Annotated in this window: 10 protein-coding genes and 1 pseudogene; 4 read left to right on the forward strand and 7 right to left on the reverse strand. The window is 72.6% G+C overall.

Annotation, left to right across the window (positions count from 1 at the left end; translation table 11 throughout):
- Positions 1-48: 48 nt before the first annotated feature.
- Positions 49-681 (reverse strand): DUF305 domain-containing protein, encoded by a 633-nt coding sequence (locus C3492_RS08000; RefSeq protein ID WP_103811015.1) that lies wholly within the window; start codon positions 679-681, stop codon positions 49-51.
- Positions 678-1,361 (reverse strand): DUF3105 domain-containing protein, encoded by a 684-nt coding sequence (locus C3492_RS08005; RefSeq protein ID WP_103811016.1) that lies wholly within the window; start codon positions 1,359-1,361, stop codon positions 678-680. The genes C3492_RS08000 and C3492_RS08005 overlap by 4 nt, the downstream gene beginning before the upstream one ends.
- 137 nt (positions 1,362-1,498) lie before the next feature.
- Here C3492_RS08005 and C3492_RS08010 point away from each other — a divergent pair, with 137 nt between their 5' ends.
- A complete protein-coding gene (locus C3492_RS08010; protein WP_103811017.1) occupies positions 1,499-1,951 on the forward strand; it encodes an Rrf2 family transcriptional regulator in 453 nt (150 codons plus the stop codon).
- A 94-nt stretch (positions 1,952-2,045) separates the two neighbouring features.
- Here C3492_RS08010 and C3492_RS08015 read toward each other — a convergent pair whose 3' ends face one another.
- On the reverse strand, positions 2,046-3,230 hold the full coding sequence (locus tag C3492_RS08015; RefSeq protein WP_103811018.1) for a globin domain-containing protein: 1,185 nt from the start codon (positions 3,228-3,230) through the stop codon (positions 2,046-2,048).
- A 308-nt stretch (positions 3,231-3,538) separates the two neighbouring features.
- Here C3492_RS08015 and glnA point away from each other — a divergent pair, with 308 nt between their 5' ends.
- Both glnA and C3492_RS08030 read left to right on the forward strand, forming a co-directional pair.
- Positions 3,539-4,900, forward strand: a complete 1,362-nt coding sequence (gene glnA / locus C3492_RS08025) for a type I glutamate--ammonia ligase (RefSeq protein WP_103811020.1) — start codon at positions 3,539-3,541, stop codon at positions 4,898-4,900.
- A 129-nt stretch (positions 4,901-5,029) separates the two neighbouring features.
- Positions 5,030-6,379, forward strand: a complete 1,350-nt coding sequence (locus C3492_RS08030; RefSeq protein ID WP_103811021.1) for an MFS transporter — start codon at positions 5,030-5,032, stop codon at positions 6,377-6,379.
- A gap of 23 nt (positions 6,380-6,402) precedes the next feature.
- On the opposite strand, the pseudogene C3492_RS08035 reads toward C3492_RS08030, so the two are convergent.
- The 4 genes and pseudogenes from C3492_RS08035 to C3492_RS08050 form a co-directional block, all read right to left on the reverse strand.
- Positions 6,403-8,767, reverse strand: a pseudogene (locus C3492_RS08035) (Orn/Lys/Arg decarboxylase N-terminal domain-containing protein).
- Between the two features lie 185 nt (positions 8,768-8,952).
- Positions 8,953-9,972 carry a TolB-like translocation protein gene (locus C3492_RS08040; protein WP_103811022.1) on the reverse strand — a complete coding sequence of 340 codons (1,020 nt, stop codon included), beginning with the start codon at positions 9,970-9,972 and terminating at the stop codon, positions 8,953-8,955.
- Positions 9,969-11,222 (reverse strand): MFS transporter, encoded by a 1,254-nt coding sequence (locus tag C3492_RS08045; protein WP_181140254.1) that lies wholly within the window; start codon positions 11,220-11,222, stop codon positions 9,969-9,971. Before C3492_RS08045 ends, C3492_RS08040 begins: the two co-directional genes overlap by 4 nt.
- Before the next feature lies 1 nt (position 11,223).
- Entirely contained in the window at positions 11,224-12,120 is an 897-nt protein-coding gene (locus C3492_RS08050; protein WP_103811024.1) for an alkaline phosphatase family protein, read from the reverse strand.
- A gap of 127 nt (positions 12,121-12,247) precedes the next feature.
- Here C3492_RS08050 and C3492_RS08055 point away from each other — a divergent pair, with 127 nt between their 5' ends.
- Positions 12,248-13,126 (forward strand): DUF72 domain-containing protein, encoded by an 879-nt coding sequence (locus tag C3492_RS08055; RefSeq protein WP_103811025.1) that lies wholly within the window; start codon positions 12,248-12,250, stop codon positions 13,124-13,126.
- Positions 13,127-13,368: the final 242 nt, after the last annotated feature.

Genomic DNA, 13,368 nt, shown 5'->3' on the forward strand with positions numbered 1-13,368 from the left:
AGTAACCGCCACGGAGGGTGATTTGACCCTTTGATCCTTACGGCGGTGTTACGAACGGGCTTGCGCGCCCCGCTCCTTGAGCATTCCGGCCATCAGCTCGATCTCCGACTGCTGCGCGTCGACCATGCCCTGCGCGAGCCGCTTCTCCACACCGACGGTGCACTTGGCGACACAGCCCTCGGCCATGTGGATGCCGCCCTTGTGATGGTCCGTCATGAGCTGGAGGTAGAAGATCTCCGCCTGCTTGCCGTTCAGCGTCCCGAGCTTCTTCAGCTCGGTGTTGGTCGCCATCCCCGGCATCAGCGCGCCGTCCTTGCCGGAGGCCATGCCGCCCATGCCCATCCAGGTCATCGGCGGGTCGGCCGACACCTTCGGCAGGTTCCACAGGTCCAGCCAGCCCAGCAGCATCCCGCGCTGGTTGGCCTGCGTCTGCGCGATGTCGTAGGCGAGCCGCCGTACCTCCTCGTCCTTCGTGCGGTCGCGCACGATGTACGACATCTCGACGGCCTGCTGGTGGTGGACGGCCATGTCCCGGGCGAACCCGGCGTCCGCCGAGTCCGCGCTCGGCGTCTTCGGATCCGGTCCGCCGGTCTCCTCGGCGACCGCGTAGGTGATCGCACCGGCCGCGACGAGCACCGCCGCCGCGGCCCCGGCGACCCAGCCGACGTGCTGCCGCCTCACTTCATGACCCCGCCGGTGCACGAGGCGCCCGGCTCGGGCGTCTGCTGCCCCTGCACGTACGTGGCGAAGAACTTGTCCACTTCCGGGTCCTTCGCGCTCTTCACCGCGACCTGGTGGCCCCAGGCCGACAGGATCAGCGGGGCCTCCTGGTTCTGGTACGGGCTCATCAGCGAGTACGGCGTCTTCTTCACCTTCGCCGCGAGCGCGTCGACGTCGGCCTTGGCCGCCTTGTCGGTGTACGTCACCCAGACCGCGCCGTGCTCCAGCGAGTGCACGGCGTTCTCCTCCGGCACGGCCTTGGTGTAGACGTCACCGTTGCAGTTCAGCCAGACCGGGTTGTGGTTGCCGCCGACCGGCGGGTGCATCGGGTACGACACCTTGGTCGTCACGTGCGTCCGGGACAGCTTGCCCGACCAGGTCTTCACCCCGTCGGCGCCGGTGGTGAACTTCCCGGAGTCCCCGGAGCCCTTGGCGTCACCGCTCGGCGTCGCCTGGTCCTTGCCGGAGTCGCCCTGCGTCTTCACCAGGACCACACCGCCGACGACGAGACCGACGACGACCACCGCGCTGGCGGCGATGGTGAGCACCCGGTTGCGGCGCTCGCGGGCACGCTCCGCGCGCCGCATCTCCTCGATGCGCGCCTTGCGCGCCGCGGTGCTGCTGTTCTTGCCGGAACCCATGAGGCGTGTCCTTCTGGAGAAGGGGACGTGGACGGTGGGGCCCGCTGATCGTAATGCGGCGGGGCCGCCCTTCCGTAGGTAGGGCACAGCAACCGGATAATTTTGAACCGCGGATGCGCATTATCTACGCTCGCGGTATGCGGCTGCTGCGCTCCACCGATCTGGCCCTGCGCGTCCTGATGCGACTCGCGGTCGTCGCCGACGCGACGCCCACGACCCGCCAGGTCGCCGCCGACATGGAGGTGCCCTACACGCACGCCGCGAAGGTCGTCGCCGAACTCCAGCACCTGGGCCTGGTCGACGCCCGGCGCGGACGGGGCGGGGGGCTGGCGCTCACGGAGCGGGGCCGTACCGCCTCGGTGGGCGCGGTCGTGCGGACCTTCGAGGGCGACGGGGACGTCGTGGACTGCGAGGGGACACAGGGGACGCCGGCCTGCCCCCTGCGCTCCGGCTGCCGCCTGCGGGGTGCTCTGCGGGGGGCTCAGGAGGCGTTCTTCGCCGCGCTGGACTCCGTCACGATCGGGGAGCTCGTCGCCGACCCGACGGGGCCGTTGCTGCTGGGGATCTCTCGGCGGCCGGGGCTGGACTGAACGGATCGCGACCAGCCACGGAAGGTCGTCCGGCGTGTGCCGCGCCGTCGTGGCTGGTCGCGCAGTTCCCCGCGCCCCTCCGGGGCGCTTCCCCTCAGTCTCGTGCCAGCCAGAGGTCCGGGCCGAACACCTCGTAGTGGATGTCGGCCGGGGCGACGCCCTTCTCGATCAGCTGGGTGCGGATCGCGCGCATGAAGGGGAGCGGGCCGCACAGGTACGCGCGCGTGCCGGGGTGGACGGCGATGCCGGTCAGGTCGACCAGGCCGGTCCGGGTGCCCGGCTCGGCGTCACGCTCGTAGAAGAAGTGCGCGGAGGCGTCGGGCAGCTTCTCCGCGTACGCCGTGTGGTCGGCGCGCAGGGCGTGGTCGGCGGGGGAGCGGTCGCCGTGGACGACGGTGACCGGGGCGCGGTGGCCGCCGGCCGCGAGGTCGGCCAGCATGGCGATCATCGGGGTCACGCCGATGCCCGCCGAGGCGAGCAGCAGGGGCGTGTCCGGGTCGCCGGCCAGGACCAGGTCTCCGTACGGCTCGGACAGTTCCAGGACGTTGCCGGGCCGCACGCGCGCGTGGAGGTGGTGGGAGACCTCGCCGTCGGGCGTCGCCTCGCCCCGCACGCGCTTGACGCTGATCTGGCGCACCGTCTCGCCCGGCGCCCCGGTCAGACTGTACTGCCGTATCTGCCGGGCGCCGTCGGGCAGGGTGACGCCGACGGAGACGTACTGCCCGGCGCGGAAGCCCGCCACCGGGCCGCCGTCGGCCGGGCGCAGCCGGAAGGTGACGACGTCCGGGGTCTCCTCGAAGCGCTCGACGACCTCCCAGGCGCGCAGGCCGGGGCCGCCGCTCTCCTCGTACAGCCGCTTCTCGATCGCGATGAGGGCGTTCGCCATCAGCCAGTACACCTCGTCCCAGGCGGCGGCCACCTCGGGGGTGACGGCCTCGCCGAGGACCTCGGTGATGGCGGCGAAGAGGTGCTCGTGGACGACGACGTACTGCTCGGGGGCCACGCCCAGGGAGGCGTGCTTGTGCGCGATGCGGCCGAGCATCGCGTCGGGCCGCCGGTCCGGGTGGTCCAGCAGGTGTGTGGCGAAGGCGGCGATCGAACCGGCGAGGGCCTGCTTCTGGGTGCCGGCGGCCTGGTTGCCGCGGTTGAAGAGGTTCCGCAGCAGGTCGGGGTGGGCGTCGAAGAGGCGGGCGTAGAAGCGCTCGGTGATCTCGCCGATCGCCGCGCCGACGGCGGGCAGGGTGGCGCGGACGGTGGCTGCGGACTGCTCGGTCAGCATCGGGACTCCTCGGAGAACTCGGCTGATCGGCACGCTATGAAAAGTTGCATCTGAGATGCAAATTTAACGGGCGTGGTGTCGGTCACGGGGGAAGCGGACCGGCCATTACGGATGTCGGCCCGAGCAGGCAAGATGGGGCGAGAGCGCAGTACACCTGCCGTACGGGAGGCGTTCAGGGCGAGGACGCCCGGGCGATCAAGGTCCGCAACGCGCGTGAAATGGTGTTGTGGTGGGATGCTCAGGTGCCCGACCGCCTCCCGTGATACGGGAGACAGGCGGCCTGACCAGCAAGGATGGGGAAGCGGAAGATGGACAAGCAGCAGGAGTTCGTGCTCCGGACCTTGGAGGAGCGCGACATCCGGTTCGTACGCCTGTGGTTCACGGACGTGCTGGGCTTCCTCAAGTCCGTCGCCGTGGCCCCCGCCGAGCTGGAACAGGCCTTCGACGAGGGCATCGGCTTCGACGGCTCCGCCATCGAGGGCTTCGCCCGCGTGTACGAGTCCGACATGATCGCCAAGCCGGACCCGTCCACCTTCCAGATCCTGCCCTGGCGCGCCGAGGCCCCCGGCACCGCCCGCATGTTCTGCGACATCCTCATGCCGGACGGCTCGCCCTCCTTCGCCGACCCGCGGTACGTCCTCAAGCGCGCCCTCGCCCGCACCTCCGACCTGGGCTTCACCTTCTACACCCACCCGGAGATCGAGTTCTTCCTGCTGAAGGACCGCCCGCTGGACGGCTCCCGCCCGACCCCCGCCGACAACTCGGGCTACTTCGACCACACCCCGACCAACGTCGGCATGGACTTCCGCCGCCAGGCGATCACCATGCTGGAGTCGATGGGCATCTCGGTGGAGTTCTCCCACCACGAGGGCGCCCCGGGCCAGCAGGAGATCGACCTGCGCTACGCGGACGCCCTCTCCACGGCCGACAACATCATGACGTTCCGGCTGGTCATGAAGCAGGTGGCGCTGGAGCAGGGCGTGCAGGCGACGTTCATGCCGAAGCCCTTCTCCGAGCACCCCGGCTCCGGCATGCACACCCACCTGTCCCTCTTCGAGGGTGACCGCAACGCCTTCTACGAGTCCGGCGCCGAGTACCAGCTCTCCAAGGTCGGCCGCTCCTTCATCGCGGGCCTGCTGCGGCACGCGGCGGAGATCTCCGCGGTCACCAACCAGTGGGTGAACTCCTACAAGCGCATCTGGGGCGGCTCCGAGCGCACCGCCGGCGCCGGCGGCGAGGCCCCCTCCTACATCTGCTGGGGCCACAACAACCGCAGCGCCCTGGTCCGCGTCCCGATGTACAAGCCCGGCAAGACCGGCTCGGCCCGCGTCGAGGTCCGCTCCATCGACTCCGGCGCCAACCCGTACCTCGCCTACGCCGTCCTCCTCGCCGCCGGCCTGAAGGGCATCGAGGAGGGATACGAGCTGCCTCCCGGCGCCGAGGACGACGTCTGGGCCCTCTCCAACGCCGAACGCCGCGCCATGGGCATCGAGCCCCTGCCGCAGAACCTCGGCGAGGCCCTGACCCTGATGGAGGGCAGCGACCTGGTCGCCGAGACCCTCGGCGAGCACGTCTTCGACTTCTTCCTGCGCAACAAGAAGTCGGAGTGGGAGGAGTACCGCAGCGAGGTCACGGCCTTCGAGCTGCGGAAGAACCTGCCGGTGCTGTAGGGGCGGGTCAGGGCGGACCTCCGCCGCACGTCCCGTGGGGGCCGACGGTCGCACACCGTCGGCCCCCGCGGTCGTGAACACGCACCCGAGGTCGTCGATCCGGCCTCCCCCCGGCCCTAGCATGCGCCTGTGGCACCGCTGCTCGCCGTGTGCGCCGGGTACTTCATGGTCATCCTGGACGTCACGATCATCAATGTCGCCGTGCCCGCGGTGGGCCGGGAGCTGGCGGCCTCGCTCACCGGCATCCAGTGGATCACGGACGGCTACACCCTGGTTCTCGCCGGGTTCCTGATGACGGGCGGTGCGCTCGGTGACCGGCTGGGGAACCGGCGGGTCTTCTGCTCGGGCGTGGCGCTGTTCACGGTGTCGTCGGCCGCGTGCGCGGGCGCGCCCAGTGCCTCGGCCCTCGTCGCGGCCCGGCTGGCGGAGGGGCTCGGCGCGGCGCTGATCGTTCCCGGCTCGCTCGCCCTGCTCCAAGAGGCCTACCCCGAGCCGGCGGCACGCTCACGCGCCTTCGGGCTGTGGGGGTCGATGGCGGGGATCGCCGCCTCCGCCGGGCCCCTGCTGGGCGGGCTCCTGGTGTCCACCGTGGGCTGGCGGTGGGTGTTCCTCATCAATGTGCCGGTCGGTGCGGCCTGCCTCATCCTGACGGCGCGGTACGTCGCGCTCTCACCGCGGAACCCCGACCGGGCCGTGGACTGGCCGGCGCAAGCCGCCGTGGTGGCGGCCGTGACCCTGCTGACCGCCGCCCTGAACGAGGCCGGACGGCGGGGCTGGTCCGATCCCGCCGTCCTCGCCGGACTGGGTCTGGCGGCCCTGGCCGTGGCCGGGTTCGTGGTGCGTGAGCGGTTCGCCCGGGCTCCGGCGCTCCCACTGCGGCTGCTGCGCTCACCGGCGATGAGCGGAGCGGCCGTCGTGGGCCTCCTGTTCAACCTCGGCTTCTACGGCATGGTGTTCACCGCCAGCCTGTACTTCCAGCACGAGCGCGGCTTCAGCGCGCTGCGGACCGGGTTGGCGTTGTTCCCGGCCGTGGCGGTGACCATGTTCGCCTCCGTCCTGTCCGGGCGCCTGACCCGCCGTACCGGAGACCGCCCGCTGGTGGTCTCCGGCATGCTCCTGGGCGCGCTGGGGCTGGCCGGCTGGGCCGCGGCCGGGACCGATCCGGCCTACCCGCTGCTGGTGGCGCCGATGACGGCCGCCGGGTTCGGTACGTCCTTCGCCCTGACCGGCTCGACCGCCACGGTGATGGGCGCCGCGCCCCGCGCGTACGCGGGAGCCGCCTCCGCCCTGTTCAACACCACCCGCCAGATCGGCAGCGCCACCGGCGTCGCACTCGGCGGCAGCCTGCTGGCGACCAGTGCCGGCTACGGCCCCGGGGTGCGCGTCAGCATGGTGGTCGGCGCCCTGGCCTACCTGCTCGCGGCGGGTCTCGCGTGGCGGTGCGTGCCCGCCAGGACGGCCCGCACCCCGGCCCGGTGACCGCACGGGGGCCGACGGCCGGCTCAGTGGTCGCGCAGGCACTCGATCTGGTAGTCCCCGCTGTCCTCGTCGATCGTCACCCCGTGCGTCTCGCTGCGGAAACCCGGGAAGTGACGGTCGAAGGTCTCCAGGGCCGAGAGGTAGCGCAGGAGGGGGCCGTCGGGGGTGCCGGTGGATTCGCCCGGCATGAGCACCGGGATGCCGGGCGGGGTGACCGTGACCATCGCCGCCGCCACCCGGTGCGCCGCGTCGGCGATCCGCACCCGCTCGGTACCGCCCCGCACCAGCCGCTGGTAGCAGTGCTGCGGCGGGTGCACCGGCTCCGGGAGCCGCTGGAACGCGGTGTCCAGCAGCTCCACCAGGCGCGCCGAGCGCAGCTGCTCGTGCATCTGCCGGCACAGCTCGCGCAGGGTCAGGCCCGAGTAGCGGCGAGGATGCGCGGCGACCGCCCCGGGAAGGACCCGGCCGAGCGGGGCGTCGGCGTCGTACAGGGCCTTGAAGTCCATCAGGGCGTCCAGCAGCGTGCCCCACTTGCCCTTCGTGATGCCCATCGAGAACAGGATCAGCGTGGTGTAGCTGTCCGTCTTCTCGACCACGATGTTCCGGGTGGCCAGATAGGCGGTCAGGACGCGGGCCGGGATGCCCTCCTCGGCCATCTCGCCGGTCGCGGTGATGCCGGGGCAGGTCAGTGTGACCTTGACCGGGTCCAGCATGCAGTGCCCCTCGGTCAGCCCGGGGAAGCCGTGCCAGGCGGCGCCCGGCTCCAGCAGCCAGCAGGACTGCTCCGTGCGCAGCAGCTCCGGCGGGGCCTCGTCGAAGGGCAGGCGCTCGCCGGTCGCCGGGTCGGTGACCTCCTCCGGCTGCCAGACGCCGAAGAACCACGGCGGCCGGTCCCCGGCGCTCTCCACCCGCCGGCGCAGCCGCACCATCTCCTGCCGGAAGCGGATCGCCTCCGTCACCGCCTCGTCCACCAGCCACTCGCCCTGCGGGCCGTCCATCATGGCCGTCGCCACGTCCAGCGAGGCGATCATCGGGTACAGGGGCGAGGTGGTGCCGTGCATCATCAGGGCCTCGTTGAACCGGTCGTGCTCCACCGGCGCCCGGGGCGCGGGCCGCACGTGCACCATCGCCGACTGGGACAGCGCGGCCAGCAGCTTGTGCGTGGACTGGGTCGCGAAGACCGTCGGCCTGTCCGGGCCGGGGAAGGCGTCCGCGTCCACCGACATGCCGTACCGGCCCCGGTACAGCGGGTGGAAGCGGGCGTACGCGAACCACGCCTCGTCGAAGTGCACCCGGGGCGTGCTGGCCGCGAGCGCCCGCGCGGTGGGTACGGCGGCGTAACACAGGCCGTCGTAGGTGGAGTTGGTGAACACCGCGTACTGCGGCTCGTGGGATGCGGCCCCCTCGGCCAGCGGGTGTCCGGCGATCCGGGCCGCGATCGAGTCCGCGGCCAGCTCGGCCGGGGGCAGCGGCCCGGCGAGGCCGTACCCGTTGCGCGTGGGCACCAGGTAGACGGGCCGGGCACCGGAGACCACCAAGCCGTGCAGCACCGACTTGTGGCAGTTGCGGTCCACCAGCGCCAGCTCGTCACGGGTGACGCTGAAGTGGCCCACCAGTCGGTTGCAGGTGGAGTCGCCGTGCAGCACGAAGTAGGTGAGGTCGGAGCCGAAGACGCGGGCCGCGTTGCGCTCCGCCTCCCCGATCGGGCCGGTGTGCTCGAACAGCGAGCCCAGCTCCTCCACCGAGATCGACAGGTCGGAGCGGAGCAGCCGTTCGCCGAAGTAGTCGTGGAAGGCACGCCCCGCCGGCGACTTGAGGAACGCGACGCCACCGGAGTGGGCCGGGGTGTGCCAGGAGTACTCGTGGGCGTCGTCGAAGCGCCGCAGCGCCCGGAAGAACGGCGGCAGCACGTCCTCCCGGTAGGCGCGGGCGGCGCTGGTGACGCGGCCCGCGATGAACCCCCGGGGTGTCCTCCAGCGGCCACACGTACCCGACGACGGTCTCCGACACCCACAGCGGCAGCTCCCGCACGCCCTCCTCGGCCATGACCAGGAACACCGGCAGATCCCGGAACCGCCGCCCGATCCGGCGCAGTACGGCGGCCCCGCCCGGGTCCCCGCCGAGGGTGCCGTCCGCCGGGGCGAGCGCGGCGCCGGGACCGTCACCCCGCCACCGTGCCCCGCCCCCGGGCAGGTCCCAGGCGACCACGGCCGCCGCGAGGCCCGCCTCGGTCCGCAGCACCGCCTCGGCGTCCTCGGCGCTGACCGCCCAGCGCACCTCGAAGCCGTCCGCCTCCACGGCGTCCCGGATCTTCCGCAACTGCTCGGCCCCGGCGCCCTCGGCGCGCGGATGCTGCGGTACCGCGACCAGGATCCTGCTGTCGGCCATCGCGTGCCCTCGCCTTCCCCGGCGGCCACGCGGCCACCACGCCGGAAAGTCTCGGGCGGGACCGGACACCATGACGGCGGCCGGGTACGGCAAACCACCGGGATGACGGAAAACGCGGTTGCCGCGTTGACCTCCGGCGGGCCTGGCCGCGGTACGCCCTGACACCGCGCCGAGCTGATCCGGGCCTAGCCGAGGTAGGCCGGTGACACCGCCGCCGAGCTGATCCGGTGGGGTCGTCCGGAGCCGTCCGCCGGGACCTCGTACAGGTCGGCGCCGTAGTCCCCGGGCAGCGCGTACACGAGCGTACGGGTGTCCTTCCACACCGCCTGGTCGTCCACGCTGCGCGGCTCGGCGAGCGGGGTCTCGCGCATCGTGCGCAGGTCGAGGACGTACAGCCGCCAGGGCGCGTCCTTCGGCAGCCCCGCGACCCGCTTCTTGTAGGCGACCCGGGTGCCGTCGGGCGACAGGGACGGGCACTCCACGTCGGCGTGCAGCGTGGTGACCGTACGGCGGCGCAGGTCACCGCGGACCAGGTACGTCCGCCCCTGGGTGGCCAGGGTCGCGTAGAACGTGCGGTCGTCGGCCGCGAACGTCACCCCCCAGAAGTTGACGTCCGCCGCCCGGTACGGACGTCCGTCCTTGACGATCCGGAAGGCCTCCAGGGACGGGATCAGCTTCCCGCTGCGGGTGTCCACGACGGCCGCGCGCGTGGAGAAGTCGGTCCCGGCGTACGAGTCGCCGCCCACGAACGCCGTCCAGGCGGCGAAGTGCCCGGTGGGGGAGACCCGGGCGCGGGAGGGGATGCCCGGCACGTCGTAGCGGTCCACGGTCCGCAGGCGCGCGTCCAGGACCAGTGCGCGGTAGGTGTCCGAGACGGGCCCGTGCACGGCCTGGAGGCACACGCCGGTGCCCGAAGCGGCGTAGAACCGCAGGCACTTGAGGCCGGACGCGGTGCGCGGCGCGTCCGGGGCGGAGGCCGGGACGCTGGTCAGCTCGTCGCGGTGCGGCCCCCACGCCATGTTGCGGAACACGAGCCGCCCCGACTGGCGCAGCGTCACCGTCCCCGGTGCGACGCTCGGCCCGCCGGCCTGCGTGTGGTCACGGCGGTCCGCCCGCGCGGAGGCGTGCAGCACCGACGCCAGCCCGACCGCCGCCAGCACGGCGACGGCCGAGACCAGGATCAGGACGCGGGTGCGTACGGTCATGCGGACACCGTTCCCTTCGGGCGCAGGGTGAGGGAGAGGGCGGCACACGCGGCCAGCGCCACCGCCGCGCCCGCCAGCGCCGCCCGGTCGCCCCACACCGTCCAGGCCGCGCCGAACAGCAGCGAGCAGGCGAACCGGGCCAGCGCCTGCCCGGTCTGTACGACGGCCAGCCCGGAGGAGCGCAGCCGTTCCGGCACGCTGTCCGAGGCGGCGGCCATCAGCACCCCGTCGGTGGCGGCGTAGAAGCCGCCGTGCAGGGCGAGCACGAGGTACGGCAGGCCGGTGCCGTGCCAGGAGGTGAGCAGCAGCGCGTAAGCGGCGAGCAGGGCGCCGTGGCCGGCCAGGAAGACCGTCCAGCGGCCCACCCGGTCCGCGAGCCGGCCGAGCGGTACCGCCAGCAGCAGGAAGGCGGCGGCCGTGCCCAGGGGCAGCAGCGCGAACCAGCGGTCGGGGACGCCGAGGCGGCGCTGGAGCAGCAGGTAGACGAAGGAGTCGCTGACCGTGGCGAGGCCGAGCAGCAGCGCGCACACGGTGATCCGGCGCAGGTCGCGGCCGCGCAGCAGGGCGAGGGCCGCCCGGACCGTGGGCCGTTGGGCCGGGGCCGCGTCACCCCGTCCGCCCGGCACGAAGAGCACCAGCACCAGGACGCCCAGCACGGCGACGCAGAAGCTCACGGTGAACACCGCGTCGTACCCGTCGACGGTGGCCCGCAGGATCAGGAATGCCACCAGCGGCCCGAGCAGGGCCCCGGCCGTGTCCATCGCCCGGTGCACCCCGAAGGCCCGCCCGCGCGTCTCCGGGGTGCTGGCCAGCGAGATCAGCGCGTCCCGGGGCGCCGTGCGCAGCCCCTTCCCGGTCCGGTCGGCGGCGAGCACCAGCCCGATCGGGGTCAGTGCGTGCGCCACCAGCAGCAGCGGCTTGCACACGGCCGAGATGCCGTAGCCCAGCCCGGCGACCCACTTGTGCCGTCCGCCGCCCCGGTCGGCGAAGTGCCCGCCCACCAGGCGCACGAGCGCCGAGAACCCGTTGTAGATCCCGTCCAGCAGCCCGAAGCCCAACGGCGACAGACCCAGGCCGGTCACCAGGTACAGCGGCAGCACCGCCGTCACCATCTCCGACGAGACGTCGGTGACCAGGCTCACCGTCCCCAGCGCGAGCACGGTGGGCGCGACCGCCGCACGGCGCCGCCCGGCCGAAGGCCGGACGGCACCATGAGCGGACGTACTCGCACGGCTGTCCGCTACGTACACGTCAGGACGCCCAGATGCCGGTGATGTCCTTGGCGGAGGCCGCGTTGCCCGCGTGCGTGGTCAGGCCCTGGGTGTCCTCCAGGGTGCGCAGCAGGTCGTAGTGGTTGTACGTGGTCGAGGAGCTGGACCCGGCGGCGACGGGCTGCCCGTAGAACACGGTCGGGATCCTGTTCCCGCTGAGCCGGTTGTCCTCGTCGAACGTGACGACGAGCAGGCTGTTGTGGGTCTTGGCCCAGGTCGCGTAGGCGCCCAGGTTGTTCTTCAGCCAGGTGTCACCGGTGGACACCGAGCAGTCGTGCATGTCGCTGCACAGGTTCGGCACCACGAACGACATCTGCGGCAGCGTCGAGTAGTCCGTGGGGAACTGGGCGAAGGTCTTCGCGGTCGAGGTCGGCACGTTGCTGAAGCCGAACCAGGGGTTGTGCTTGCGGGCGTAGTTGCCGCTGCTGCACGTCGTGGAGCCCTGGCTCGGCAGCGTCTCGTTGTAGCTGGCCCAGGTGCGCCCGGCGCCGATCACCTCGGACGCGAGGTTGCGCGCCGAGGAGAACCCCGGGGTGTAGCAGCTGTCGTCGGTGATCCCCTGCGTCGACCCGGAGAACAGCGCGAAGTAGTTCGGCTGGCTGGGGTGGGTCTCGGCGTACGACTGGGTCAGGTTGGCACCCCCCGCCTTCAGCGAGTTGATGTACGGCGCGCTGGAGGAGCCGATGACCTGGCTGTAGGCATGGTTCTCGAAGACCACGACGACCACGTGGTCCGGGCTGGGGACGGCGCCCGCGGCGTGCGCGGACCCCTCGCCGAGCCCGGTCCACAGCCCGACCGCGGCCGCGGCGAGGGCGGCCGCGGACGCCACGAGGGCGCGGGCACGGCGATACGCCGAACGAGCAGAACTGCCGGACACATCAACCTCCGGGTAAGGATCGACGGCTGGCGGTGCGGACAGAGCATGCTCACGCCAACGTGCTCCTGGCCCACGCCGGCCAACCTCACGGGTGAAGACCCGATGAACGCCGGGTACTCACGCCCGCATGGCGGACATCCTCATCGGCACCTGCGGCTGGACCGACCCGGCGCTGCTCCGGAGCGGCTGGTACCCACCCGGCCACCGGGACGCGGAGAAGCGGTTGCGCCACTACGCCACGCGCTTCCCCCTCGTCGAGGCGGACTCCCCGTACTACGCCCTGCCTGCCCCGCGCACGACCACCCTCTGGGCCGAACGCACGCCCCCCGGCTTCCGCTTCGACGTCAAGGCGTTCTCCCTGCTCACCGGCCACCGCACCCGCCCCGCCACCCTCCCACCGGACCTGCGCGACCACCCGCACGACGAAGCCCTGCGTGCGGAGGTCTGGACCCGTTACGCCGAAGCGCTGGCCCCCCTCCGCGACGCCGGCCGCCTGGGCACCTTCCTCTTCCAGTACCCGCCCTCCCTCACCCCCGGCCCGGCGGCCGAGACCTTCATCCGCACGGCCCGCGAACGCGCCCACGACTGGCCGTTCGCCGTGGAGTTCCGCGACCCCGCCTGGTGGCACCCCGACCGGGCGGACCGTACGGCGGCGTTCCTCAGGGACCTGAACGCGACGGCGGTGGCCACCGACACCCCCGACGCCCCGCCCCCCGCCCCCGTCACCACCCCCCACCTGCACCTGATCCGCTTCCACGGCCGCAGCCCGCACTGGGGAAAGGGCACGAAGGAGGACCGCTTCCGCCACGCGTACACCGAACCGGAACTCTCGGCCTGGCTGCCCCCCATCCGGCAGACGGCCGCCCAGGCCGAAGAGCTGCACATCCTCTTCAACAACTGCTGCGGAGACGCGGCCCCGAGGGCGGCCCAGACCCTGCACGACCTGCTGGCGACGGCACTCCCACACCAACAGCGCCGCCCCGCCCCGCACCCGTACACGGCGTGACGGGCAACGCGACGGCCCGCCCGCGCGGACACCCACGAGCGGCCCGCACCCGCGCACGGCGGGAAGGGGACGTGTCGGGTGGTGTCCGCCCGCAGCGGCCGGCGAGAACCCCGGCACCCCACGAGCGACAGCCCGCCGGACCGAGGACGGACGCCACCCGGCGCGGCCCCGACCCCCACCCCACGGCAGGCGCGACCCGAGCCACGCCCCACCCGCAGGGGCCGCCGCAGGCATAGGACCCA

It is taken from the genome of Streptomyces sp. Ru62, assembly GCF_002920615.1.
In the GTDB taxonomy this organism is placed as follows: domain Bacteria; phylum Actinomycetota; class Actinomycetes; order Streptomycetales; family Streptomycetaceae; genus Streptomyces.

Excerpts from the sequence above, each read along its gene's own strand:
- C3492_RS08005 (WP_103811016.1), bottom strand. The coding sequence starts at position 1,361 with ATGGGTTCCGGCAAGAACAGCAGCACCGCGGCGCGCAAGGCGCGCATC.
- C3492_RS08010 (WP_103811017.1), top strand. The coding sequence starts at position 1,499 with ATGCGGCTGCTGCGCTCCACCGATCTGGCCCTGCGCGTCCTGATGCGA.
- C3492_RS08015 (WP_103811018.1), bottom strand. The coding sequence starts at position 3,230 with ATGCTGACCGAGCAGTCCGCAGCCACCGTCCGCGCCACCCTGCCCGCC.
- glnA (WP_103811020.1), top strand. The coding sequence starts at position 3,539 with ATGGACAAGCAGCAGGAGTTCGTGCTCCGGACCTTGGAGGAGCGCGAC.
- C3492_RS08040 (WP_103811022.1), bottom strand. The coding sequence starts at position 9,972 with ATGACCGTACGCACCCGCGTCCTGATCCTGGTCTCGGCCGTCGCCGTG.
- C3492_RS08055 (WP_103811025.1), top strand. The coding sequence starts at position 12,248 with ATGGCGGACATCCTCATCGGCACCTGCGGCTGGACCGACCCGGCGCTG.